Source organism: Polymorphospora sp. NPDC051019 (assembly GCF_040683055.1).
GTDB classification, from domain to species: domain Bacteria; phylum Actinomycetota; class Actinomycetes; order Mycobacteriales; family Micromonosporaceae; genus Polymorphospora; species Polymorphospora lycopeni.
On the sequence record NZ_JBFBCH010000012.1, the window covers coordinates 1 to 25,317 of the forward strand.

A 25,317-nucleotide genomic window follows, 5' to 3' on the forward strand; every position below is an offset into this window, starting at 1 on the left:
CCCGCGCGGCCGCCCAAGGCGTGGACCACGAGACGGTTTTAGCCCTGGTGACTGAGGCATTACGCCGATCAGCGGGCCAATCAGGAGCCAGCGCGGAGGCGCCCGCCGACGTGGCGGGCGCCTCCGGCTCGGTCTGACCGGCGGTGCGTCAGACGACCGTGAGGTAACCGTTTGCGATCGTCCCCGCCTCGGTCCAGGAGAAGTTGATCCTGGTGCCCTTCGGGCATGCGCCAGCGGTCGTGTGTGAGATGTTGTTGTTGAAGACGCCTTGGACTCGGGCACACTTCCCGTCAGAGCTGGTGTCCTCAACCCACCCAGCCATGGTGATGTTCCCGCCGCTGCAGGTCAGCGTCCAGTGCGCCTTGCCGCCACCGACCGTCGGGCTGAAGGACTGCCCACAGGTTCCTGCGGACGCGGGACTCGACATCGCGACGATCCCCGCTCCTGCCAGGAATGTCGCTGCCACGGCAGCCCCGAACCTCGCACCAATTCTCGACTTACGCACTACATTCTCCTCCCCGTCTGGAGACCGTGCCGACCAAGTGGCCCGGCCGGGAAGAAATTAGCATCACATTGATTGAGGTCGCTAGCCCCAAGTATTTCAGTTGCTGAGTGATTCCCCTCTGGTCAGGGGCCGTGCTGGGATGTAGCCGACGGCATCGGTACGAAAAGCTGGTCTTGCTGCGACTGGGATCTCGTTGCCGGAGGGATGCCGAGAGCGATGCGCGCTATGTCGTTTGTTGGCGGCGACGAGTCCTTGATCTGATCGTTGGGGCCGCGCGCCAGAACGTAGCGGAATCGGAAAGCCGGGCGCGTAGGTCCAGGCCGTGGATGCCCTCCTCCACTTCGGCGAACAAGTAAGTGCCCACCGAATCCAGGCCCTGTAGGGCCACTGTCTGACGTATCTCGGATAGCTTGCGGATCCGTCCGTTGGCACACGAGGTTTCCCGGCGCCCGCTGGGCGTCAGCAGGGCATGTGCGACACCTCGCCGATCCATGCGTTTCGTCGTATATCGCGGACCTGCCGCTGCACGTTCGTCGTGAAGTCGTTGTCGGTGATGATCAGGAACGGTGAGTTTTGCGGATTTCCTCACGGTGATCGACACCTCGGCCAAGCATGTCCTCCGATGGCTGGGTACCTATGTCGACGGTGCCGAACAGCGTGCCGACGAGGTGCCGGCCCATGATGGGGACCTCGGCGGCTTTTAGAAGCGGGTGCATGATGTCGCTCAATGTCGTGGTAGATTATCCGCGGACAGTCGCGGTGCCGCGGCTGCCGGCCGTCAGCTTGTCGCGTGATCGAACCAGAGATGCCAGTGCACCGCCACAACGACCACCGACTCCGGAAAGTAGATCTCGCGAATGCCGACGGCGGTGGCGACCATGTCTGGACGCGAGGCGGCAGCCTCGCCAACCCAGCCGGCCACCGGGCAATTAAGAATTCGAGCAACCTAAAATCCCTTGGTGGCCCAGAGATTATTCTGTTTCCGCGATACCGGCGGGCACAAGGCCAGACCGTCCGGTCAACAGCCCGCTGTTTTCCGCCGCGCGCGGACAAGGTGACGGGACCGGGGTCAACGGCTGGACCGTCCCGCAGAAGTCGCCCGAAGCCCAGGTCCGCACCAAGTCGTTCACATCGGCCCAAAGGATGGCAAGCCAGGCCAGCCCATGGCTGTTTGGGATGAGTTCTCAGCGCGGGCCCGGCATTTGCTGGTCGGCCGACGTGACGTCCCACCGGTCTGCGAGGTGGTCACGCAACTCGCCGTGCACGAGCTGGTAACCCAGCCCGTCGTGGCGCAGCAGGTGCACAGTGGGGACGTACTCCAGGAACTGGTCGGGCTGCCCAGGTCCGAGGTCGTGCCGAGCCAGGAACCGGAGTAGCGGCGCCAGCCGTGCAGGCACCCCATGAGCAGACCGATCTGGACGACGGAGCTTCGGCATCACCACCGCTGCCATCCGGTACGAGCCACCCGGCTCGACCAGCACCTACCACTGGCAGCTCCTCGGCGCGACCCAGCGGTACCAGCCCGCCGGGGCCCGATACGTCATCCCGGCCAGCGAAACCGGCCTCGGGGGCACCTACGACTATCTCTACGGCTACGCCACCGCCGACGGCAGCCCCACCACCACATCGTTGCCTGCCGCCGGCGCTCTCCCCAGCGAGACACTGACCACCGTCTACGACCCGACCAGCGGTCTGCCGACAGCGTTGACTTCCACCACCATGGGGTCCTATGTCAGCCAGCAGGCATACACCGAGTACGGCGAACCGACCCGGACCGAACGCAAGACCAGCAGCGGCATCTACGTCGAGGACACCGTCACCTACGACCCCGCGACCCGCCGCGTCACCGGCACGGCAATCCGGCCGGAAACCGCCACCGGCAAGGTCGTCGACCGCTCCTACAAGTACACCGACGCCGGCACCATCCGCGAGATCGCCGACACCCCACAGGTGGGCCAGGCCGACACCCAGTGCTTCCGCCGCGACGCACTGACCCGACTCACCACCGCGTGGACACCGAAGACCGGCGTCACCTGCGAACCGGACCCCACCGTCGCCAACCTCGGCGGGCCGGCACCGTACTGGAACTCCTGGACCCACGACGCGACCGGAAACCGACTCACCCAGGTACAACACACCGTCACCGGCAACAACACCCAGACCTCCGCCTACCCCGCCCAAGGCGCGGCCGCCGTACGGCCCCACGCCGTCACCACGGTCACCCGCAGCGGCCCGGCCGGCGCGAGCGTCGATGCCTACAGCTACGACGCCACCGGAAACACCATCAGCCGCCCCGGCGTCTCCTCCGCCCAGTCGCTGACCTGGAACTCCGAGGGCCGGCTCGCCTCGGCGACCGACGCCAGCGCGACGACCAGCAACGTGTACGACGCCGACGGCGGCCGGCTGATCCGCCGCGACGCGGCCGGCACCACCCTCTACCTGCCCGGCATGGAACTCCGCCGCGAAGCCGGCACCACCACCTGCACCCGCTACATCACCTTCGCCGGCCAGACCATCGCCCAACGCACCAACGGCGTGATCAGCGGATTGACCTGGCTCTACGCCGACCACCAGGGCACCGGCCAGACCGCCATCGCCGCTGGTACGCAGGCGGTCACGACCCGCCGGACCACCCCGTACGGCACACCTCGTGGAACGAACCCGACCTGGCCGAACGAAAAGGGCTTCGTCGGTGGTGACATCGACCCCACCGGACTGACCCACCTGGGCGCCCGCGCATACGACCCGGGCCAGGGCCGATTCATCTCCGTCGACCCGGTCTTCGTCCCAGAAGACCCACGCCAGCACCACGGCTACCAGTACGGCGCCAACGACCCGGTCACCCACTCCGACCCCACCGGCCTGAGGCTGGCCTCCGACGGAATGAGCGGCGGCGGCCCACCGCCAGCGAGCACGCCGGAGAAGACGAAAAACCCGAAACCGAAGAAGTGCAACTGGATCTGCCAGAAGGGCAAGCAGATCAGCGGCGCTGTCGACGCGACCAAGAGCTGGGTCAAGGAGAACAAGGCAGAGATCGCCGGCTTCGTCGTCGGTGCGGTCGTCGTCGTCGGCTGCGCCGCCGCGATCGGATGGACCGGTGTCGGCGCCGTCGCCTGCGGCGCCATCGCCGGCGCCGCAGGAGCAGCCGTCACCGGCTACATGAACGGCGAACGCGGCCTCGACCTGGTCACCACCACCATCATCGGCGCCGCAACCGGCGCCGTCACCTCCGTCCTCGGCCCCGTCGCCGCCAAAGCCATCGGCGGAGCGGCCAAAGCAGCAGCCGGAGCAATAACCGGAGGCGGCGCCAGAGCCGCAGCCGGAACCGCCGGAACCGCCGCCAGCGCCGGCGCCAAGAACGTCGCCGCCACCGCCGGCAAGAGCCTCGGTGGCAAGTCCGGTACCGGCGCTAAGGCTGGGCCTGCGGGTGACGGCAACAGTGATGATGCGCTACAGAACTATGCAAATTCGCTTCGTCCGGGTGCCACGAAAAGGGGCCCGCATGTAGCGGCAGAGTATACCTCACCGTCCGGCAACACCTATTATGGCCATAATGGCCACGGAATGTCGCCGCAGGCTGGCGGCGCCCTGGAAAAGGCTTTGAAAAATTCAAAGCACCATGGCCAATGCGCCGAGGTGATGTGCTTAATTCAGGCGGAAGCTGCTGAAGGTGTCGCAGGAATTGTGGGTGGATCTTTTCGGGCCGTGAGGGTTCGTGGCCTCGCTTCAGGAGGAAATGCGCATGGCACTTCCATCGCTCCATGTCACCCGCGATGCAGTACCCTGCTTGGCCTCCTCAAGATCAAGGTGAAGTAGGCTGCTGTTTGATCGTGGGGATCTGTGGCAGTTCGCTTTAGGTTGCTGTCGTCCATGGTGGCGACATAATCTGGGGCTCTGGTTGTGGTTCCTGGTGTGCGGCAGTGTGGGAGGAATCATGGGAGTGGCGGGCTTGCCTTTGTGGCTGCCAGAGTGGAAGGGAGCTGAGGCGGAAGTTCAGAGAATCAACATGCCAGGGCTCCGTCTGCACGCGCAGGCGTTCTTGGACCTAGTCTTCAGTGAGGATTACCTCGATACATTGCCGGAAGGTCTTGAGTCAGCCATTGTTTCTCCTGCGGGCATCCTGGCGGAGGCGATCGACGGCGGAACTAATGTAGAAGTGATTGTGGCATCGCGGTTAGTTCGACGGGCTGTCGAATCATTTTTGGAGGATGCGCCTGGCGATCTGCGGCGCTTGATTTGCCAGTTTCCAATAATCGTTGATCGCGATGGATCGGAAGGTTAGGGTTCGAGTCACTTCGGGGCGCAAGATCGCGAGGCGCCTGATCTGCAGTGACTATCGCTCAAAGGCGGACTGGGAGCGGGGCTGTCTCCGCCTCTGGGAGGCCGATACCTGACTGCGCGGGTTCCGTCCGGCTAAAGGATGTCTCGTAACTCGGTGAAGGCGTTGGCTGGCGGTGGTGCTGGGGTCATCCCGCGAGGATGATGTTGTGGAGATGGGCGATACCGGAAGCGGTGTCGGCCAATGTACGGGCGGCGCGGCGGTAGTCGCGCAGGATCTTGAAGGTCTTCATGCGGGCCAGGGCGTGTTCGATCTGGGCGCGGACGGTGCGGTGCTGCTTGTTCAGGTTGGCTTTCCACCTGGGTAGTTCGCTGCCGTCGGCGGGTTTGCGGTACGGGATGATCACCTCTGGATTGCCGCGGTAGGCGCCGTCGGCCATGACCGGCCGCCCCGTGAGTTTCTGGTCGATGCCGGAGGTGCGGTAGACGGCGCTGTTGCTTTGTCGGTTCGGTGGACACGCAGAGCCGCGTCAGCTGGCACTGGTCAGATCGCTCGGGCGAGTTCGGTGAACGCCGCAGCCACCCGCGTCGCGGGTAGAGCGTCGGTGGCGAGTTCGAAGTGTCCGCGGCGGGGGTTCTGCACGAACGCGTGTCCGGCGATGATCGTCTGGGCGGTGCGATCGGAACGCAGCCCGCGCATCGGTCTGAGTCGCTGCTTGAGCTGGCTGTGGTCAGCTTCGATCGGATTGTTGGCATGCCGTTCGACGTGGTGCCACGCCGACGGGATCAGTTCGTCGAGGACGCCGGGATAGGTAGGGGCGGCGTCGGTGACCACCTCGACCGGCGTGACCTTCACCGTGGTCAGGGCTCGTTCGAAGAACCGGCGGGCCGCCTTTGGTAGAGTGATGTAAGGAGTATTGTGCGTGCCAGGCAGCCGACTACGGATCAGAAGGTTAGGGGTTCGAGTCCCTTCGGGCGCACAAGATCGGAAGGTGCCCGACCTGCGAAAACGCCGGTCGGGCGCCTTCAGTGTTGTGTCCCTTGTAGACGTCTGGGTGCTCGGATGGTGCTCGTGCGGCGAGCATCTCTCCCGTCCGGTCCGGTCTAGTGGGCGTACGCCCGGTCCGGGCGGGTGTTGATCATGGCTCGACGCTTGAAATGGTTGCTATGGATGCGCCCTCCACGGGGGCAGCAAGACGGCATGACCAGTTTAGAAGATCATCGAGCTCCTACGTCTTGTCGATCTATCCGACGTAAGCCCTGCCCGTGCTGCCATCATCGCTCAACTCGACCGCCACCACCGCGAAACCACACCCGATCTTCCTCGAAGACCAACTCGAGGAAGCCCTGCGGCACAGCCAACAGCATCCCCGGCTGACCACACCGACCCGGCGGCAGACCGGGATGCCGCAGTTGGGCTGCGGTGACGGCGGCGGCATGGCACCCCGTCGATCGCATGGATGTCGGTTCGCTAGATCGACGTCGCATTCCGCCGTCTCCCGTCGTCGTCGGCCGGTCATTGATGCCGATGTCGGTGTGTCATGGTGACGACTGTTGGCAAACCACTTCGACTTTCGGTTGCGATCCCCGCCTCAGGCGGTGGCGGGGCTCAGCCGCTCGCGAGCAGCAGAAATAGCGAAGTGGACCTCTCGGCCATGACGCCGGTGTGCAGGTCGTGGAAGCTCGGCGCCGGGCGGGGCCGCCGCGTGATCGGCCCCGCCCGGGCGGGCGATGTCACTCGGTGCGTAGCCCTTCGGCCCTGGTCAGTCGCCAGAGCAGCGGCAGGCTGCCGGCCGTGACGGCTAGTACCATCACCGCCGCGGTGCCGGAGACACCGGCGATCGCCGCCCAGTTGAACGAGATGGGTTCGTTCACCATGGCAAGCAGCACCGCCGCCAGGGCGCCACCGGTGGTTACAGCCAAAATCAACCCCAGCAACACTGGAATCGCCACCTGGTAGACCACGGATTCGGACAACGTCCGGCGGCGGGTGCCGACCGCGGTGAGCGCCGCCAGTAACCGCCGCCGTTCACGAAGCTGTTCCACAATGTTGACCAGCATGCTCGCGCCGATGAGCACCAGCAACGCGACCGCGCCGACCCGCAGCGCCTGTTCGAAAGTGGCAAGCTGGCTGGCGTCGCGCCGATCGTCGAAGGTCTGGACGAGGGCGAATGGATCTATATCGGCCATGACGTTGCGGACCCGTTCGATGGCCTCCGGGTCACCAGGGTCCAGTCCCACGAGAGCGATGTCCGGTGCCGGTATGGGTGCGCCGAGCGCTGCGGGGGTGAGCAGGAAATCGGCGCCACCGAAAGCATCATATTGCCGGACAGTGCGGATGTCGGCTGGCACCGTCCACTGGTGCTCACCGTCCCCGCCGCGGACTGTGATGGTGCTTGCGGGACCGGACGACAGGTTGTCCCGGTCGCTGGTGGCGAAGCTGTCGCCGTCGGTGCAGGAGGGCAGTTCGGCATACTGCCGCAGCGCGTTGCAGTCGGCGATCCGCAGATGAATGTAGTTCGGCGCGTCGGGATCGCCGTACAGGTGGGAAACGCCGGTGATGGCGCGGACCCCGGGGACGTCGGTGAGGACGGTGGTCAGATCCGGCCGTATGTCGTCGGGCGGCAGCATCATGTACATGGTGGCCTGGAATCGGTCGGTGGGGCCGTACGAGGTCGCAAGCTGTGCCTGCGCCGCGCCGAGCACGCCCTGGACGGCGATCACGCCAGCTACCGAGACGGCGATGCCGGCGACGGCGCGCACGGCGGTGTCGCTGTCGAGTTGCAGTCGGCGCACCGCGAGTTCCCACGCGACGCCGCCACCGCCCAGGCGACGGACCACCACCTGGACCAACCAGGGCAGCAGCAGCACGACACCGACCAGCAGGAGGGTCACCCCGGCGGTGACCTGGGCTTCGATCGACCCGCCGCTGTCCTGCAGGTCACCGAGGAGCGGGTACAGCAGGAGCAGACCGACCGCTGGGGGAATCAGCCGCCACCAGAGTCGGCGGCGCCGCTCGCCGCCGCGGCGAACCACGCCGAGCGGCTCGATCATCACTCGCCGCAGCGCCGAGAGGGTGACTAGGACGGCGGCGGTGGGCACGGCGAGCCCGATCAGCACGGCCAGCGTCGGCACCGGGCGCAGGTCAGCGGGGAAGAAGCCGAATCTGGCCGGGAGCAGGTCACCGATCAGCTGGCCGGCGCCGAGGAAGACGAGCGCGCCGATGGCCATCCCCAGCGCCGTGCCGACCAGCGTCTCCCCGGCGGCTATCCGGCGGGTCATGGCGCCGTCAGCGCCCACCAACCGGATCGCGGCCAACTGCCGATCCCGCGCCTCACTGCCGAACCGGACCGCAGTCGTCACGAAGATCAAGACCGGCAGCAGCAGGACCACCAGCCCGAGTACGGCCAGGACCAACAGCACCAACGGCAGGCCGTCCTGCCCCTGCTGCGGGCGGCCACCGAACGCGGTGATCCGCTCCGCGCCGAAGGACTCGTCGGTGAGTCGGTCGCTGCCCAGGTAGAAAAAGTGGTCGCGAGGGCCCACAAGTCCCTCGGCCTCGATGATGCCGACCACCCGGGCGTCCCACCGCTCACGTAGCAGGCCGGCGCCCGGAGAGTTCAGCAGTTCGGCGAGGGCTGGCGAAACGATCATCTCCCCATGGGCCAACTGCCGCGGCACGCCGGGCGGCAATGGGGCCTGTTCACCCTCCGGCCACAGCAAGCGGCCGTTGATGAGCACGTTGCGGTAGTGCGACCGGATCTCCGCGGTCAGTAGGGTGTCCGATCCGCGCTCGGTGACCTCGGGTCCCGGCGTACGAGCGGTGCTTCGGTCGGAGCGGGCCATGCCGACGGTGGGCACGGCACTGGCGGCCAGGAGCATCGCCACCCCCAGCCCCACCCCAACCGCGATCATGGCAAGGCGGGCCCAACCGTAGCGGCCGCCGGCCACGCTCAGCCGTACGCCCAGCACCAGGTCGCCGATCCACGCCGTCGAGCCACGCCGTCCGGGCGTGCTGGCGGCACTCACTTCACGTACTCCGGTGCGCGGACCCTGCCGTCGCGGACCACGGCCTCCCGATCGGAGTACGCCGCGACCCGCGCCTCGTGAGTGACCAGCACCACCGCCGCGCCGGTCGTGCGGGCGGCGGCGATGAACAGTTGCATCACCCGCTCGCCGTTGAGCGAGTCGAGCGCGCCAGTCGGCTCATCGGCGAAGATCACCTTGGGGGTGGTGACCAGCGCGCGGGCGACCGCCACCCGCTGCCCCTGCCCGCCGGACACCTCGCCGGGGCGCTTGTTCGCCACGTCGGCGACCTCCAGACGGGCCAGCAGATCGGCCGCCCGCCGGTGCGCCTCGCGCCGGCCGACGCCGGTCAGCCGCAGCGGTAGCGCAACGTTCTCCAGGCAGGTCAGTTCGGGTACGAGCTGCCCAAACTGAAAGACGAACCCGAAGTCGGTACGACGCAACGCGCTACGCCCCACGTCAGACATGGCGTACACGTCCTGGCCGGCATAGCTCACCCGGCCTGCGTCGGGGGCGACGATCCCGGCCAGGCACTGCAGCAGCGTGGACTTGCCGGAACCGGACGGACCCATCAGGGCCAGCACCTCGCCGGCGTACACCTGCAGCGAGGCACCGTCCAGAGCCTGGGTGGCCCCGAAGGTCTTGGTCAGGTCCTCGGCCACCAGCAGCGGCGCGTCGGTGTGCGGGATGGTCATCGCATCTCCTTCCGCACCTTGGCGCGGAGTTGGTCCAGCCGGGCCGCGGTCAGCTCCAGCCAGCGCAGGTCGGCTTCCAGGTGGAACAGTGCGTGGTCACAGACAAGTTGGTCGGTCAGATCACCGGTGAGCTTGCGGTTGGTCAGCTCACGCATCTGCGTCAGGTGCGCGGCGCGCTGGACGTCCAGCAGATCAGCCGCGTCCCGATCGGTGAGCAGCGCCAGGACGACCTTCGTGTAGAGCTTGCTCTGCAGGTACACCTCGGGCTGCTCCGGCTTGGCCAGCCAGCGCTCGACGTCCGTGACGCCGGCCTCGGTGACGGCATACCGCTTCCGCTCCGGGCCCTCGCCCGGCTCGGACTCCACCTCCACGAGGCCGTTCTTCAGCAGCCGGGCCAGGGTCGCGTAGACCTGGCCGTAGTGCACCGACCGGCCGTGGCCGAACTGGTCGTCATAGGAGCGCTTCAGGTCGTAACCGTGCCGTGGACCACGCTCCAGCAGGCCCAGCAACACATAGCCAACAGACATGAGAGGACTATACACACAAGCTATACACACTGTGTATAGTGCATCAAGCGAGCACCCGCGCCGCCGGCGCATTGATCCTGCTGTTCGGCATCAGCCTGCCACAGGTCCTCAGGTCGAGCCGCCGGGCGGTGTGACGGTCGAGCCGGCCGATCATGGGCTCGGGCGTTCGCGGGGTGGGCTGACGACGGAGCTGCACCTGGCCTGTGAGCAGGGGCAGAAGCCATTGTCGATAGTGCTGACCGCCGGGCAGCGTGGCGGACAGTCCCCAGTTCGTCGTGGTGCTTGACGGCATCCGGGTGCCGCGTCTGGGCGGCGGTCGGCCGCGTACCGCCCTGACCGGGTCCTGGCCGGCAAGGGGATGGGAGAAGATCGGCAAGCTGAAACCGTTCCCGGACTCCCCGAACTACGACGCCTCGCCAGCCGGTGCTGCCCGGGACGGTAGCTGCAGGCGTCCGTCAGGCCCTGGCCGCCGGCTGATGGCCCTCGCGGCCGGCCTTCAGGCTGCTTTCGAGTAACTCGCCGCCCGGCCGGAGACGGCCGCGCCGTCGGGCGCCACGCGTCCTGGGGTAGGAGCGTATGGCAGTCAGTCTCGACGGCCGGCGGCCAGGCGGACGTGACGTAGTCCTGGGCTGAAGGCGGCTACGTGCTCTGCGGTGCCGTGGTGCGCTTCCGACGACGTGAAGCGGCCTTCGCTGACCGCGACGTCGTAGGCGCCCCCGTCGGTGTACTCGGTCAGCATTCCGGTCACCTGGTGCTCCGCGGCCCACGCGAGGCCGGCGTCCTGGCTCGTGAACACCGCGCAGGCGTACTGGGCGGTCACCGTGGAAGATCCAGATGGCCTGCCTGAGCGGGCTCGGCTGATCGGCAGCGGGCCTGCGATGCAGGCCCTCCGGGGTGAACGAGAACGAGGCAGGGAACCTGCCTGGCCGATGACGCACGGCGAGAAGCAACGGCTCGGGATACACGCCCCGTGGCGCTGTCCCGGGTGCGGTGCTCTCGAAGGCATTCCATAGATGGAAACAGATCAAGGCGGCGTCGAGGTCAGCCCTGGTGTAGACGAGCGTCTTGGGAAAGAGCGGGTTGGTTCCGCCGATCCACAGCGACGCGGGCCCGAACGTCCCGGTGAGCTCGGACAGGGGCCGGTCCTGCGTGGCGTGACCCACTCGCCGATGTCGGCGCTCAACCGCTGAAACTCCACCTCCGACAACGCCCGGTCCAGGTCGAGTCAGCCGAGGCGATGGGCGATCTCCGGCGTGCCGGGACCACCGTGCACGAACACGAAGACCGGTTCTTCCGATCCCTCCCCCTGATGGACACGAACTGAGGCACACCACCGAGGTGCAGCACCCGAGTGACGTCTACTGCCCTGGGGGTCGAAAGTCGTTGGAGGCTCTTGATCACCTCGACACAACCCAAATCCGCATCATCGGTCACGCGGCGGATCGTAGATCACGCTCTCATGCCTCGCCCAGGACGCGCGAGTCCGATCGAATCTTCTCGACGACCTGCCTGACGGCGCCATCGACCATCGTCAGGGGTGTTTTCCCCTGGGAGTCGTTGATCAGTGTGAATGTTCCACGTACGCCGCCGCAGTAGTCCACGATGCCGTGTTCCAGTTGGGTGCGCAGGGCCGATTCATACCCGCGCCGCGCGAAGGGTTCTGCTCTCGTGGCGGCGATGGGCACGAAGTGCATGGTCAGCCACTGGAGTGCCGGGGTGATTCCCGTACCGGTGCTGCGGTAGGCAAAGCCATTGGCGAATACGCGATCGAACCATCCCTTGAGCTGGGCGGGCATGGACCACCAGTACACCGGGAACACCACTACGAGATGCTGGGCACGCGCGAGTCGCTGCTGTTCGTCCAGCACATCGGCGGGAAGTCCGCGCGCTCCGTTGTAGGCGAGGTGGTCGTCGAGCGTGAAGCGCGGGTCGAACTTCTCGGCGGTCAGGTCGGCGACGGCGGTACTCAGGGGCGCAAGTCCGGTGATCAAGCGATCGACCACGTGATGGGTGAGGGACGTTTCGTCGGGGTGGGTGGCAACTATCAGGGTGTGCATGGCCCTCCTGTCAAGGGATGGTCGGCTGCAGCCGCTTCCCACCGCGTACGGTGTTGCCTCGGACGTTGTACCACCACCGACCGACGGATTCACACTCATCGACGTGGCCGCCGGCGATCCACCGGTACCGCTCACGCCCGGGGCCACTGCCGGGCCGGCGGCACCGGTGGTGGACTGAGTACGGTGTTGCCGTGTTGTCTCCGGAGGTCGTGCTCAGCGTCCGCTACCGCCTGGACGAACGTGTCGCCACCGGCGGCATGGGTGACGTCTGGCGTGCCTCGGACCTGCTCCTCCGCCGTTCGGTCGCGGTCAAGGTGCTGCTGCCCGCGCTGGTTTCCGACCCCGGCTTCCTCGCCCGGTTCCGCGCCGAGGCGCGGATCCTGGCCGCGCTGCGGCACCCCGGGATCGTGCAGGTCTATGACTGCGGTGAGGACGAGTTGTCCGACGGCGCCCGGGCCGACTACCTGGTCATGGAGTTCGTCACCGGGCAGCCGCTGTCGAAACGGATCGAGGCGCTCGGTGCGCTGGACGTGGTCGAGACGATGTCGATCGTGGCCCAGGTCGCGGAGGCTCTGCACGCCGCGCACACCAACGGCATCGTGCACCGGGACGTGAAGCCGAGCAACCTGCTGGTGCAGGAGGACGGCTCGGTCGTGCTGGTCGACTTCGGGGTCGCCCGTTCGACCAACGTCACCAGTGTCACCAACGCGAACGCGGTGCCCGGCACCGCGCTCTACATGGCCCCCGAACAGGCCGCTGGCCGCCCGGTTTCCGGCGCCACCGACATGTACGCCCTGGGCGCGGTGGCGTACTGCTGCCTCACCGGCAGCCCGCCGTTCAACGGGGACAGTCCTCTTCAGGTCGCTGTCCGGCACCTCGACGACGAGCCGCCGGAGCTGCCGCACGACATCCCGGAGGCGGTTCGCGCGCTGGTCTCCCGCGCCCTGGCCAAGGATCCGGCCGACCGGTTCAGCAGCGGGGAGGCGATGGCCGCGGCGGCCCGTGTCGCCGTCTCCGACCCGCCGGAGTCAACCGAGCCGGCCACCGTGGTGCCCGTCGCCGGCGTGGCCGCGTTGCGCGACGCCGAGCCGGGCACCCGCACCGACGCGCCGGTTGTCACCGGGCGGAAGAGGCGCCGTGGCGCCCTGGTCGGCGCGGCCGCGGCGATCTTGGTGGCGCTGGCGAGCCTGGGCGTGGCGCTCGGTGCGACGGGTGAGGCCGATGCTCCGGCGGTCAACGTACCGACGGCGGCGCCGGCTGCCGTACCGAGCGGGAGTGCCGAGGTGCCGGTGGAGGAGGAGCAACCGAATTCGGGACGGCCCTTCCGGCCGACCGGTTCCGCCTCCAGCCCGTTGCCGTCGGCCACCCCATCCCCGGTCTCGCCACAGCCGAGCCCGTCGGCGGCCCCGGAATCGCCGGAGCCGACGGGGAGTACGGATCCGCAGCCCACCGGCGGGACCACTTCCAGCCCGACGGAGACTACGGCCCCGACGCCGACCGACCCCCAGACCACCCCGATGGGTGTGGGCGAACCGCCGGCCGGCCGGGTGCCCTGATCCCGGTGTCCCGCGCCGCACCTGATTTCGAAGGCCGCCCGGCGCGGCCGGAATGATTCCGGCCGGTGTGATGGGCTGGGTTCCGGTCGGCCCGTCGCTGTCGCAACCCTGGCCCGACGGGTGACGGCTGTGGTCGAGTGTGCCGCACCGAACATCGGTGTAGGGGTCCGCGTCCATCGGCCGAACTGGCAATCACTGATCCATCTAACTGGTGGGATCTATTGCGCGAAATGAGCGACAGCCGCAAATCGGCCCACATCGGCAGGGTTCAGATGGGTGATCTGGTGTACGAGGGATGCCGCAGAGGTGAACGCGCTGCTACGGTCTCCACCGTCACCCCTTACATCCTCATGCTCCGTTCCATGCCGTCACGGTCGGCCGGAGCAGGGACAGCGCGTCCGCCGGTGGAGTCGCGCCTCCTTTGAGGAGTTCGGGGGTGACGAACGGCGATGTGGAGAAAGGACGGTCAGCGATGTCCGCTGGCAAGACCTGTGACTGCGTGTGACGGCTGGTTAGTCGGCCCGGTCCGGCCGGCGCTGACTGGGTTCGCCGTCGGTGCGTCAGTCCGAGGTGGAGGACGCGACACATGATCGCCCTGCGGGTCTACCGCATGCTGCCGTCCCCGGTGCGGCGCCGACTGGTCCAGATGCTTCCCGCGCACCGACGGATCAGCCTGGTAGGCACCATCGTCAGCCCCCGCGGCAGTGCCAAGCTCCACCAGATCGGATCGCGGGTGACGGTCGACGACGACGGCGTCCGGACCCGGGCCGAGGTCGTCGCGGCGGCCACCCCGCTGGAGATGTGGCACCGCAACCTGACGGCCGTCACGACCGCTCTGGACGTGGCCGGCATCCGCTACCACTGCCTGCGCAACGACGATCACCTGCGCAGCACCGTCGCGGTCCTCGCCGACAAGCGCGACGCCGTCGGCCGGATGCTCCGCTCCGCTCCCGTGCTGTCGGGCGCCCACGTCCGGACGGTGCAGGTGCAGCCTGGTCGGCACCAGCCCGACCTGGCGCCGACCGAAGTGTTCGAGGTGTGGTTCCCGGTGACCGACGCCCGGGCGGAGCTGGTGCTGGGCTCGCGGTTCGCCTGCGAGATCGAGTTCTGGACGCGTGACGGCGACGTCGTCCGGGCCCCCCGGCACAACGCGGTGATCGACGAGACGCCCGCCGAGCCGGAGCCGGTTCGGGTCGCCGCGGCGCTGCTCAGCCACTTCGTGCCGGAGGCGGACGACCACACCTACGGCACCCGCCGCGACCTCGCCGTCCGGGCCTTCGACCGGGTGGGTTTCCCGATCGACGCCGTCTACACCTGGGTCGACGGGGCCGACCCGGCGTGGCTCAAGCGGAAGGTGGCCGCCCTGGGCGCCCCCGACGGGGCGCTGCACCCGGTGGCCGCGAACGAGTCGCGCTACCACAACCGCGACGAGCTGCGGTTCTCGATGCGGTCGCTGCACAGCTTCGCTCCCTGGCTACGGCGCATCTTCCTGATCACCGACAGCCAGCTGCCGAGCTGGCTGGACCCACACCACCCGCTGGTCACCGTCGTCTCGCACGCCGAACTCTTCGCCGATCTCGGCGGGCGGTCGTCGTTCAACTCGCATGCCATCGAGTCCCGGCTGCACCGCATCAACGGCCTTGCCGAACACTTCCTCTACCTCAACGACGACGTCTTCCTGGGGCGTCCGCTGCTGCCGACCCACTTCTTCCACGCCAACGGGATCGCGAAGTTCTTTCCCTCGCCGGCCCAGTTCGGGCTGGGCGAGGCGAGGTCCACCGACCTGCCGGTGAACGCCGCCGGCAAGAACAACCGTCGCCAGATCCAGCGACAGTTCGGCGTCACCATCACACAGAAGATGAAGCACACGCCGTTCGCGCTACGGCGCAGCATCATGCACCAGATCGAGCAGATGCTGCCGACGGAGGTGGCCGAAACCGCCCGGCACCGGTTCCGTCACCACCGGGACCTCTCCATCCCCTCGTCTCTGCACCAGTACTGGGCGTACCTGTCCGGGCAGGCGGTTCCGGCCGACATCGAATACGAGTACGCCGATCTCGCCCACCCCTCGACGCCCGCCCGCCTCGCCGAACTCCTGTCCCGCCGGCACCGGGACGTGTTCTGCCTCAACGACACGGATTCGGACTCTCGGGCGATGGCTCAGCAGGAGAGCATGCTCGCCCACTTCCTTCCCCGATACCTGCCTTTCCCGGCGCCGTTCGAACTGCCCGACGACGTGGTGGCCGAGCGGCGGAAAGTGGGCGCGACCGAACTGTGGCGCAGGTCGTCCCGAGCTGTCCCGGGCCAGCGGCGGGCCGCTCCCGTCGACGCGCCCACCCTGCCGAACAACCCACTCGACACGGTCGGGTCCTTCACGGCGGTCCTACGGCAGCCGGACGGCTGATCAACCGACCCCCGCCCGGGTCCGTATCGCGATTTCGTATCCCATTCTCAGTGGAGCCCAGTGTGGTAAGCCCTGCCCGCCAGGTCACGATCATCGTCCCGGTCTACAACGTCGCGGATTACCTGCCCGAGACGCTCGATTCGATCGCCGCGCAGACCGTCTTCGCCCAGTGCCATGTCATCCTGGTCGACGACGGCAGCACCGACGGCTCCGATCTGCTGGCCAAGCAGTTCGCCACCGAGCACCCGAACGTGACCGCGGTCCAGCAGGAGAACAGCGGACCGGGCGCAGCCCGGAACCGGGCGCTGGACATGGCCGACACCCCGTACGTCGCGTTCGTCGACTCGGACGACCTGCTGCCGCCGCGCGCCATCGAGGTGCTGCTCAAGGCGATCGTGACGCACAAGGCGAGCATCGCGGTCGGCGACATGGACACCTTCCCGAAGCCCACCACGTTCCTGTGGAAGAAGCCCTTCGGCAAGGGCGACCGGCTCCTGGAGACGGTGGTCGACGCCCCGGATCTGATCTTCGACGCCGGGCCGTGCCACAAGATCTACGATCTCGCCCAGCTTCGCGCCCACGGGCTGCGGTTCCGGGAGGGAGTGCACTTCGAGGACGCCTTCCTGGCGATTCCCATGCTGCTCAAGGCGCAGCGGATCGCCCTGGTGGACGAGGTGGTCTACCAGTACCGCAAGCGGGAAGCGGCCAGCTCCATCATGGACAACCTTTTCGTCCGGAAGCAGAACTTCTGGGACCACCTGGAGCTCTGTGACACCCTGGCGGACCTCCGTCCGGAACTGGACGTGTTCCGGCGCGAGGTGCTGGAGCGGTTCCTGGTGCGCAGCTACCAGGGCTTCGCGATGCGTGCACACGGGGTGTTCGAAGACGCGGACCTGTGGAAGATTTTCGAGAAGCTCATCCGGATCTACCAGGACATCGACCCCTCCTTCATCGCCCGGTGGACGCTGGACACCCGGCACCGGGTGGCGTACCTGGCGGTGAAGTCCTATGACTTCGAGTTGTTCGCCCGGCCCGGGGAGCGGCTGCCGGGAGTCGTCGCCTGCGGTGGCGACCTGTACCTCGACTACCCGGTCACGCCGGCACTGCTACCGCTGACCCGGGTGACCGCCGTGTCGGCCCGTCTCGAGCAGGCGAGGCTTTCCCCCTCGGGAGACGTACTCAAGCTCTCCGGACATGTCGTGATCAACGGGCTGCCGATGCGCGGACCGATGCGTACGCCGTTGGGGCTGCGGGTGCGCGGCAGCGGCCTGACGGTGCCCGTCGTCCAGGAACGACGCCTCGACCTGAAGGCCGCTGACGAAAGTCATGAGTGGAGGGGATTCTCCGCGGAGATTCCCGTGAGCCAGCTACGCAACGGTCAGCACAACCTTCGACTCGTGTTCCTGAGCGAGACCGGGCAGGCGTCCCGGCAGTGTCAGATCTCCGCCGCGTTCCTGCGGGATGCGAACACCAAGGTCGCGGGCGACACCAGGATCCTGCCCACCTTCACCGGGCGGGAGGACGCGGCGCTGCTGGTCCAGCGTCAGGCCGGCCCGACCGGACGGCGCAAGTGGCGGAACATGATGGTGCGCAAGGACCTGCGGCACATCGCCGCGCGGGCCCCGTTCTGGAAGCAGCGCCTGCTCCGCCTGGTCACCGCTCCACTGATGGGCCGGCGGGACATCTGGCTGATCGGCGAGCGTAAGGACACCGCCCAGGACAACTCGTCGCACCTGTTCCGCCATCTGCGCCAGGTGGAACGTAGGCGGGACGTCTACTACGTGCTGACGAAGGACAGTCCGGACCGTCATCGGCTGCGCGACCTGGGCAATGTCGTCACCTACGACTCGTTCCGGCACAAGTTCCTGATGCTGCACACCACGAAGCTGATCAACTCGTACGACATCGACGCCTACATGCTGCCGACGCGATGGGAACGCTCACCCTTCCTGAAGCACCTGAACTGGCGGATCGGATCGTCCCGGGTCTTTCTCCAGCACGGCGTCATCGAGAAGGACGTCAGCGCCGGTCTGCACCGCGGCCGGGGCTCCTTCGACCTCTTCGTGACCTCGGCCCATCGTGAGGCCGAGTACGTGTCGACGGACCTCGACTACGGCGACCTGGTGAAGACCACCGGGCTGCCACGGTTCGACGCTCTGGTGCCCGACCGGGGCCGCCGGCGCATCCTCTTCATGCCCACCTGGCGCACGTATCTGGTGACCCCGTCGTACAACAAGGCGGCCCGTCCCCGGGTGGCGTTCCAGGGATCCGCGTACCAGGTCTTCCTGTCGGAGTTGTTCGGCAGCGAGCGGCTGCGGCAGGCCCTGCGCGGCCACGGCTACGTGCTGGAGTTCCTTCCGCACTACGAGATGCGCTCGCTGCTGACCGACGTCGTACCGGCCGACGACTGTTTCGCGATGGCGGACCAGACGACCCGCACCGTGCAGGACGCGCTGCGCCAGTGCGACCTGTTCATCACCGACTACTCCTCCACCGCGGTCGACGTGGCGTATCTCGGCACTCCGCTGATCTACACACAGTTCGACGCCGAGGAGTTCTTCACCATCGGCGGCTACAGGAAGGGCTACTTCGACGCGCGGGAGGACGGGTTCGGCCCGGTCGCCGAGACGGCGGAGGAAACCGTCGACGCGATCGTCCGCTACCTGGAGAACCGGTGCGTTCGCGAGGAGAAGTACTCGCGCCGGGCGGCTGACTTCTTCGCCGTCCAGGACCGCAACAACTGCCAGCGGGTGGCCGCCGCGATCGCGGCGCTGCCGGGGCCGCAACGGTGAGCCGGCGGCCCGGCCGGATCGGAGGACGCGGATGACTGACGGAAGCGCCAACCCGCCCGAGACCCCCCGGGCCCTGGCCGAGCCGTCGGGCCTGGTGAACGTCTACCGTCGGATGCTCAGCCCGCAGACCCGGCGCGCCATCGCGACGAAGGTGAGCCCGCAGGCCCGTCACCAGCTGAAGCAGTGGGTCGCCAGGGTCTCCCAGGACACCCAGATGGCGGGCCGGCACGCCGACCGGCTCGCCCGACGGCATCCGGAACTGCTCGCCGGCGGCGACCGGGCGGTGGTCACGGCGGACCGCGCACCCCGCATCGCCCAGGTCGCCGCGGACGCCACGCCCTTGCGTGCCCGGATGGCGAACCTGGCTTCGGTGACGGCGGCGCTCGAGGAGGCGGGCGTGGAGTACTTCCGCGTCCGCGGCCGGTCCGACCGGTCGTCCGTCGTCGCCGTCGACGCCGCGGACCGCGCCCGGGTGTATGCCGCGCTGGCAGACCGTTGCCGCCAGGCCCCCGGTTACGTCACGGTCCCACGGGCCAGCGGCGAGCAGCCTCCGGCCGCCGGGTTCGATCCGAAGGTCTGGGAGCGACTGGCCGACGCCACGGTGCTGCGGCTGACCTGGTACCTGACCGATCCACGGCAACGGCTGGTGCTGGGCCAGGCGTACGGCTGCGACGTCGAGTTCTGGACCCGGCAGGATGAGGCACTGGTCGCACCCCGACGCAATCCCGTGGCACAGCGGGTCGCGGCGTCGGCGCCGATCGAGCCTGGCTCCGAGTCCCTCTTCACCGGCATGGTGGCCGCGACCGACCCCGCCCCCGCCCGCACCCGGCCGGAGTTCGCCGGTCGGCTGCCGGACGACGTCACCTTTCCGATCGACATCGTCTACACCTGGGTCGACGGCACCGACCCCGACTGGCTGCGCCGCCGTGCCGAGGCAGCCGGAGTTCCCTACCACGCGGAGGCGGCGAGCGCCGCCCGGTTCCTCAGCCGGGACGAACTGCGCTACTCGCTGCGGTCGGTGCACCTGTTCGCACCATGGGTACGCACCATCTATCTCGTGACCGACAACCAGGTGCCCGGCTGGCTGGATCCGTCCGTTCCGGGCCTGCGGGTGGTCAGCCACCAGGAGATCTTCGCCGACCCTTCGGTGCTTCCGACATACAACTCGCACGCGATCGAAAGCCAACTGCACCACGTCGACGGGCTCTCCGAGCACTTCCTCTACTTCAACGACGACGTCTTCCTCGGCACCGACGTGTCGCCCCAGGACTTCTTCCTGGCCAACGGCATCTCCCGGTTCTTCCCGTCACCGGCGCTGGTGCCTCCGGGCCCCCCGAACGCCGACGACATCCCCGCGTCCGCGGCCGGCAAGAACAACCGCGCCCTGATCGCCGAGCGTTTCGGCACGGTGCTCTCCCGGAAGATGAAGCACATGCCCCACGCGCTACGGCGCAGTGTGCTGTACGAGATCGAGGAGACCCTGCCGGTCGAGCACCAGCGGACCGCGGCGAATCGTTTCCGCAGCATGACGGACATTTCGATCGCCTCGTCGCTGCACCACTACTACGCGTTCCACACCGGGCGGGCGGTGCCGGGCGAACTCGAATACACCATCGCGGAGCTGTCCCACCCCGACACGCCCGCACGGCTGGCGCACCTGCTGGCCCACCGTGACCGGCATGTGTTCTGCCTCAACGACGCGTTCTCCACAGAGGAGGACCTGGCCCAGCAGCTCAAGATCCTGACGCCCTTCCTGGACACCTACTTCCCGGTGCCCAGCCCCTGGGAGAAGGCCTGAGCACCGATGCGGGAACCGGACGGCGGCCCGACCGATACGGCCGGGCCGCCGCCCGCGCGGGTCACGTCCGCCCTTATGGCTGCCGTTCGGGTGCCACCGCCGACACCGTGGACGGGACCTCACGTACCGGCAGGCCGAGCCGTTCGACGGCGGCGTCGATCAGCTCCTGTGTGGACAGCCGTAGGTCGAGCACGACGCCCTCCTCGTCCGGCCAGAGCGGCTCCAGGGTCGCGGTCTGCGAGTCGAGCAGGCTTGCCGGCATGTAGTGGCCGGCACGCAGCGACATCCGCTCCCGGATGACCTCGGTCGGCCCGTCCAGGTGCACGAAGTCGACGCCCGGCGGTCCCTGCCGCAGCACGTCGCGGTAGGTGCGCCGCAGCGCCGAGCAGGCCAGCACCGTCGACACGCCGTCGCGGTGGCGGGCCGCCATCCAGTCGGCCAGGGCGCGCAGCCACGGCCAGCGGGCGTCGTCGTCCAGCGGTACGCCGGCCCGCATCCGGGTCACGTTGGCCTCGGAGTGGAACTCGTCGGCCTCGGCGAAGGTCAGCCCGGTCAGCGCGGCCACCCCCTGGGCGACCGTCGTCTTTCCGGCACCGGACACGCCCATCACCACGACGTGCCGGGTCGGCGGTAGGTCACCAGTCATGGACGGTGCCGTCCTTGAGCCGGTTGAACGGCAGGTACGCCGGCTGGTACGGGAAGCGCGCGGCGGCCTCCTCGTCCAGTTCGACACCGATGCCGGGCTGGGTGCCGGGGTGCAGGTAGCCGTCGGTGAAGGTGAACGACTGGCGGAACACCTGGTTGGTCAGTTCGCCGTGCCGCATGTACTCCTGGATCCCGAAGTTGTGGATGGCCAGGTCGAGGTGCAGCGCGGCGGCCATGCCGACCGGCGAGATGTCGGTCGGGCCGTGGATGCCCGACTTGATCTGGTACTGGGCGGCGAAGTCGAGCAGCTTGCGCATCGCGGTGATGCCACCGGTGTGGGTGACCGCCGACCGCACGTAGTCGATCAACTGTTCCCGGATAAGGGTCTGGTAGTCCCAGACGGTGTTGAAGACCTCGCCGATGGCGAGCGGCGTGGTGGTGTGGTGGCGGACCAGCCGCAGCGCCTCCTGGTTCTCCGCCGGGGTGCAGTCCTCCAGCCAGAACAGGTCGTACGGCTCGAGGGCCTTGCCGAGCTTGGCGGCCTGGATCGGGGTCATCCGGTGGTGGCCGTCGTGCAGCAGCGGCAGTTCCGGGCCGAACTCGCTGCGGACCGCCTCGAACACGCCGGGCAGGTGCCGCAGGTAGGCCCGGGTGTCCCAGTCCTCCTCGGCCGGCAGCGGGATGCGCTGGGCCGGCTCGTAGTCGTAGCGCTTGCCGTCGATGCTGGGCTGGGCGGCGACGCCGTACACGGCGTTGATGCCGGGCACGGAGGTCTGCACCCGGATCGCCCGGAAACCGAGGTCGAGGTGGGCGCGGATCGAGTCGAACAGTTCCGGCAGGTCGCGGCCGGAGGCGTGGCCGTACGCCATGGCGCCGGTGCGGGAGGCGCCGCCGAGCAACTGGTAGAGCGGCATGCCGGCGGCCTTGGCCTTGATGTCCCAGAGCGCGACGTCGACCGCCGCGATGGCCGCCATCGTGACCGGCCCCCGCCGCCAGTACGCCGAGCGGTAGAGGAACTGCCAGGCGTCCTCGATGTTGTGCGCGTCCCGCCCGAGCAGCAGCGGCACCACGTGGTCCCGCAGGTACGAGGCGACGGAGAGTTCGCGCCCGTTGAGTGTGCCGTCGCCCAGCCCGGTGATGCCGTCCTCGGTTGTGATCTTCAATGTCACGAAGTTGCGGTCCGGGCTGGCGACGATGACGTCGGCGGCGACGATCTTCACGAGAGGTGCCTTTCTCGGGGTGGTGCTCAGCGGAGGGTGGTGCCGGCGACGCTGCCGGTGATGAGGGACAACTCGTCGCGGCGGGGCAGGCCCTCCCAGTCGCCGCTGGCGACGACCGCGAAGGCGCCGAGCGCCACCGCGCGCCCGAGCCGGCCGGTGAGGTCCAGCCCGTCGAGGTGCCCGGAGAGGTAGCCGGCGGTGAACGCGTCGCCGGCCCCGACGGTGTCAACGGCGGTGACGGGCACCGCCGCGACGGGCGTGACACCGTCGCGAGTGTAGGCCCGGGCGCCGTCGGCGCCGAGCTTCACCAACACCGTGTGTACGCCTCGACGGAGCAGGCCGGCAACCGCGGTGCCCTCGTCGGCACCGGGTTCGGCGACCAGGTCCAGTTCGTCGGCGGAGGCGACGACGATCGACGCGTACCCGGCCAGCGGGACCAGGGCGGCGCGGGCGGCTTCCCGCGACCAGAGCCGGGCCCGGTAGTTGACGTCGAGACAGACCGGCGTGCCCACGGCCGCCGCCTCCCGCGCCACCCACGTCACGGCCTCGCGGGCGCTGTCGGACAGCGCCGGGGTGACCCCGCTCAGGTGCACCAGGCGCGGCCCGGCCGCGAGCGGTCCACGCAGGTCGTCGATGCCGAGCGCCGATCCCGCCGACCCGACCCGCTGGTAGATCACCCGGGTCAGGTCGGCGGTCCGCCGCTCCAGGAACATCAGACCGGCCGGCCGGTCCGGGTCACGGCGGACCCCGTACGTGTCGACCCCCTCGGCACGGAGCTGGCGCAGGACGAACTCACCCAGCTCGTCGTCGCTGACCCGGCCGACCCAGGCGGCCCGGTGGCCGAGCCGGGCCAGCCCGATCGCGACGTTCGACTCGGCGCCGGCCAGGTGCATGGTCAGCGACCCGCCGAGGTTCAGCGGGGCGGACGACCGCAGCGACACCAGCGCCTCGCCGACGGTCAGCACGTCGACGCCGCCCACGCCGGCATCCGGCTCGGGCGCGGGCCGGCTCGGGGCGGCGGTGAGGTCGCTCATGGCCGGGTCGCGGCGACGAAGGCCCGGGCCCGCTCGCGCAGGGCGTCGACGTCGCCGCCGGACGCGGCGTCACCCACCAGCGGGCCGCCGACCCCGACCGCGATCGCCCCGGCCGCCAGGTAGGCGGGCAGTTCGGCCAGGCCCACCCCGCCGACCGCGACGAACGGGATGTTCGGGAACGGGTCGCGCACCGCCTTGAGGTACGCCGGCCCGCCCACCGACGCCGGGAAGAGCTTGACCGCGCTGGCGCCCTGCCGCACCGCCGCGTACGCCTCGGTCGGGGTGAGCGCGCCCGCGGCGACCGGCAGGCCACGCCGGGCCGCCTCGCCGATCGACTCGACGACCGCCGGGGTCACCACGAACTGGGCGCCGGCAGCGGCCACGTCGGCCACGTCGGCGGCGGTCAGCACGGTGCCGGCGCCGACGAGACAGCCCGCCGGGGCGGTCGCCCGGATCGCCTCGATCGCCTCGCAGGCGCCGGGGGTGGTCAGCGCCACCTCGACGATCGACACGCCCTCGGCCAGCAGGGCGGTGCCGGCCGCGATCGCGGCGGCGGTGTCGGTGCCCCGGATGATCGCCAGCAGGCGGGTCGCGGCGAGTTCGGCGGTGAGGTCGACAGTCATGATCACCATTCCGCGTAGGAGCCGTCGAAGTGCCGGAACGTCGGGCTGCGCCAGGCGTGTCCGCGCTTGTCCGCCGCCCGTACCGCCTGCTCGTCGATCTCGATGCCCAGCCCCGGCGCGGTGAGCCGCTGGACGTACCCGTCGACGAAGTTCAGCGGCTGCCGGTCGACGCAGTAGTCGAGCACCTCGGCGCCGAGGTTGTAGTGGATGCCGATGCTCTGCTCCTGGATCAGGTAGTTCGGCGTGGCGAAGCCGACCTGCAGGCAGGCGGCCAGGGCGATCGGGCCGAGCGGGCAGTGCGGGGCGAGTTGTACGTCGTAGACCTCCGCCAGCGCGGCGATCTTGCGTACCTCGGTGATGCCGCCGGCGTGCGAGAGGTCCGGCTGCGCCACCGCGATGCCGGCCTGGAGCACGGGCAGGAACTCCTGCCGGCTGTAGAGCCGTTCCCCTGTGGACACCGGGGTGGTGGTCGAGCGGACGAACTCGCCGATCAGGTGCGAGTTCTCCGGGACCACCGGCTCCTCCAGGAACAGCGGCCGGTACGGCTCCAGCAGCGGCGCGACCCGGCGGGCGTTGGCGAGGGTGAACCGGCCGTGGAAGTCGACGGCCACGTCACGCTCGTCGCCGAGCACCTCGCGGGCGGCGGCCACCCGGGCCACCACCGCGTCGAGTTCGGCGACGGAGGCGACCGGGCTCATCCGCCCGGAGGCGTTCATCTTCACCGCGGTCAGCCCGGCTTCCACCCGGGCGGCGATGTGGTCGCGGACCTCGTTCGGCTCGTCACCGCCGACCCAGCCGTAGACCCGGATCCGGTCCCGCACGGGCCCGCCGAGAAGCTGGTGTACGGGGGCGCCGTACCGCTTGCCGGCGATGTCCCACAGTGCCTGGTCGAGGCCGGCGACCGCGCTGGCCAGGATCGGGCCGCCCCGGTAGAAGGAGCCCTTGGTCATCACCTGCCAGTGGTCCTCGATCCGCAGCGCGTCCTGGCCGATGAGCACTTCGCTGAGCTGCTCCACGGCGGTGCGTACGGTCTCGGACCGGCCCTCGCAGGTCGCCTCGCCCCAGCCGACGAGCCCGTCGGTGGTCTCCACCCGGACGAACAGCCAGCGGGGCGCGACGAGGAAGGTCTCGACGCGGGAGATGATTGTCATCGTCGA

18 protein-coding genes and 3 pseudogenes are annotated in these 25,317 nt (G+C 68.8%); 9 read left to right on the forward strand and 12 right to left on the reverse strand.

Going from position 1 to position 25,317, the window contains the following annotated elements:
* Window positions 1-1,071 precede the first annotated feature (1,071 nt).
* The 4 genes from AB0M79_RS21225 (at window position 1,072) to AB0M79_RS21240 (ending at window position 4,787) form a co-directional block, all read left to right on the forward strand.
* Window positions 1,072-1,209 (forward strand): hypothetical protein, encoded by a 138-nt coding sequence (locus AB0M79_RS21225; protein ID WP_364216233.1) that lies wholly within the window; start codon window positions 1,072-1,074, stop codon window positions 1,207-1,209.
* Between the two features lie 459 nt (window positions 1,210-1,668).
* Window positions 1,669-1,881, forward strand: a complete 213-nt coding sequence (locus AB0M79_RS21230; RefSeq protein ID WP_364216236.1) for a hypothetical protein — start codon at window positions 1,669-1,671, stop codon at window positions 1,879-1,881.
* A gap of 574 nt (window positions 1,882-2,455) precedes the next feature.
* Window positions 2,456-4,321, forward strand: a complete 1,866-nt coding sequence (locus AB0M79_RS21235; RefSeq protein WP_364216239.1) for an RHS repeat-associated core domain-containing protein — start codon at window positions 2,456-2,458, stop codon at window positions 4,319-4,321.
* Window positions 4,322-4,439: 118 nt separating this feature from the next.
* Window positions 4,440-4,787 carry a hypothetical protein gene (locus AB0M79_RS21240; RefSeq protein ID WP_364216242.1) on the forward strand — a complete coding sequence of 116 codons (348 nt, stop codon included), beginning with the start codon at window positions 4,440-4,442 and terminating at the stop codon, window positions 4,785-4,787.
* Window positions 4,788-4,971: 184 nt separating this feature from the next.
* Here the strand turns inward: AB0M79_RS21240 and AB0M79_RS21245 are convergent.
* From AB0M79_RS21245 to AB0M79_RS21265, 5 genes and pseudogenes are all read right to left on the reverse strand, one after another.
* Window positions 4,972-5,298 (reverse strand): annotated as a pseudogene (locus tag AB0M79_RS21245) (transposase family protein); the annotation flags it as partial.
* Window positions 5,299-5,327: 29 nt separating this feature from the next.
* A pseudogene (locus AB0M79_RS21250) lies at window positions 5,328-5,675 on the reverse strand (DDE-type integrase/transposase/recombinase); the annotation flags it as partial.
* 842 nt (window positions 5,676-6,517) lie between these two features.
* The gene (locus AB0M79_RS21255) at window positions 6,518-8,812 is read right to left on the reverse strand and encodes an ABC transporter permease (protein WP_364216245.1); all 2,295 of its coding nucleotides are present in this window, start codon (window positions 8,810-8,812) and stop codon (window positions 6,518-6,520) included.
* The gene (locus AB0M79_RS21260) at window positions 8,809-9,504 is read right to left on the reverse strand and encodes an ABC transporter ATP-binding protein (RefSeq protein WP_364216248.1); all 696 of its coding nucleotides are present in this window, start codon (window positions 9,502-9,504) and stop codon (window positions 8,809-8,811) included. Before AB0M79_RS21260 ends, AB0M79_RS21255 begins: the two co-directional genes overlap by 4 nt.
* Window positions 9,501-10,031 (reverse strand): PadR family transcriptional regulator, encoded by a 531-nt coding sequence (locus tag AB0M79_RS21265; protein WP_364216251.1) that lies wholly within the window; start codon window positions 10,029-10,031, stop codon window positions 9,501-9,503. Before AB0M79_RS21265 ends, AB0M79_RS21260 begins: the two co-directional genes overlap by 4 nt.
* Window positions 10,032-10,188: 157 nt before the next feature.
* On the opposite strand from AB0M79_RS21265, the pseudogene AB0M79_RS21270 reads away from it, so the two are divergent.
* Window positions 10,189-10,360: pseudogene (locus tag AB0M79_RS21270) on the forward strand (IS5/IS1182 family transposase); the annotation flags it as partial.
* Window positions 10,361-10,614: 254 nt separating this feature from the next.
* On the opposite strand, the gene AB0M79_RS21275 reads toward AB0M79_RS21270, so the two are convergent.
* Together AB0M79_RS21275 and AB0M79_RS21280 are read right to left on the reverse strand one after the other, a co-directional pair.
* Window positions 10,615-10,851, reverse strand: a complete 237-nt coding sequence (locus tag AB0M79_RS21275) for a hypothetical protein (RefSeq protein ID WP_364216254.1) — start codon at window positions 10,849-10,851, stop codon at window positions 10,615-10,617.
* A 637-nt stretch (window positions 10,852-11,488) separates the two neighbouring features.
* Entirely contained in the window at window positions 11,489-12,088 is a 600-nt protein-coding gene (locus AB0M79_RS21280) for an NAD(P)H-dependent oxidoreductase (protein ID WP_364216257.1), read from the reverse strand.
* A 191-nt stretch (window positions 12,089-12,279) separates the two neighbouring features.
* Here AB0M79_RS21280 and AB0M79_RS21285 point away from each other — a divergent pair, with 191 nt between their 5' ends.
* The 4 genes from AB0M79_RS21285 to AB0M79_RS21300 all read left to right on the forward strand — a co-directional run bounded on the left by AB0M79_RS21285 (window position 12,280) and on the right by AB0M79_RS21300 (window position 20,638).
* Complete coding sequence (locus AB0M79_RS21285; RefSeq protein ID WP_364216260.1) at window positions 12,280-13,644, forward strand: serine/threonine-protein kinase; 1,365 nt, start codon at window positions 12,280-12,282, stop codon at window positions 13,642-13,644.
* Between the two features lie 586 nt (window positions 13,645-14,230).
* On the forward strand, window positions 14,231-16,048 hold the full coding sequence (locus tag AB0M79_RS21290; RefSeq protein ID WP_364216263.1) for a stealth family protein: 1,818 nt from the start codon (window positions 14,231-14,233) through the stop codon (window positions 16,046-16,048).
* Between the two features lie 62 nt (window positions 16,049-16,110).
* Complete coding sequence (locus tag AB0M79_RS21295) at window positions 16,111-18,840, forward strand: CDP-glycerol glycerophosphotransferase family protein (RefSeq protein WP_364216266.1); 2,730 nt, start codon at window positions 16,111-16,113, stop codon at window positions 18,838-18,840.
* Window positions 18,841-18,871: 31 nt separating this feature from the next.
* Window positions 18,872-20,638, forward strand: coding sequence for a stealth family protein (locus tag AB0M79_RS21300; protein WP_364216269.1), 1,767 nt, complete (start codon window positions 18,872-18,874; stop codon window positions 20,636-20,638).
* Between the two features lie 73 nt (window positions 20,639-20,711).
* On the opposite strand, the gene AB0M79_RS21305 is transcribed toward AB0M79_RS21300, so the two are convergent.
* The 5 genes from AB0M79_RS21305 to dgoD are packed head-to-tail and all read right to left on the reverse strand — an operon-like array spanning window position 20,712 to window position 25,311.
* Entirely contained in the window at window positions 20,712-21,284 is a 573-nt protein-coding gene (locus AB0M79_RS21305; RefSeq protein ID WP_364216272.1) for a gluconokinase, read from the reverse strand.
* Entirely contained in the window at window positions 21,274-22,503 is a 1,230-nt protein-coding gene (gene manD, locus AB0M79_RS21310) for a D-mannonate dehydratase ManD (protein ID WP_357534910.1), read from the reverse strand. Before manD ends, AB0M79_RS21305 begins: the two co-directional genes overlap by 11 nt.
* Window positions 22,504-22,529: 26 nt before the next feature.
* Window positions 22,530-23,537, reverse strand: a complete 1,008-nt coding sequence (locus AB0M79_RS21315; protein WP_364216276.1) for a sugar kinase — start codon at window positions 23,535-23,537, stop codon at window positions 22,530-22,532.
* Complete coding sequence (locus tag AB0M79_RS21320; protein ID WP_357534906.1) at window positions 23,534-24,160, reverse strand: bifunctional 4-hydroxy-2-oxoglutarate aldolase/2-dehydro-3-deoxy-phosphogluconate aldolase; 627 nt, start codon at window positions 24,158-24,160, stop codon at window positions 23,534-23,536. The genes AB0M79_RS21315 and AB0M79_RS21320 overlap by 4 nt, the downstream gene beginning before the upstream one ends.
* A 2-nt stretch (window positions 24,161-24,162) precedes the next feature.
* Window positions 24,163-25,311, reverse strand: a complete 1,149-nt coding sequence (gene dgoD / locus AB0M79_RS21325) for a galactonate dehydratase (protein ID WP_364216280.1) — start codon at window positions 25,309-25,311, stop codon at window positions 24,163-24,165.
* Between the last annotated feature and the right edge of the window lie 6 nt (window positions 25,312-25,317).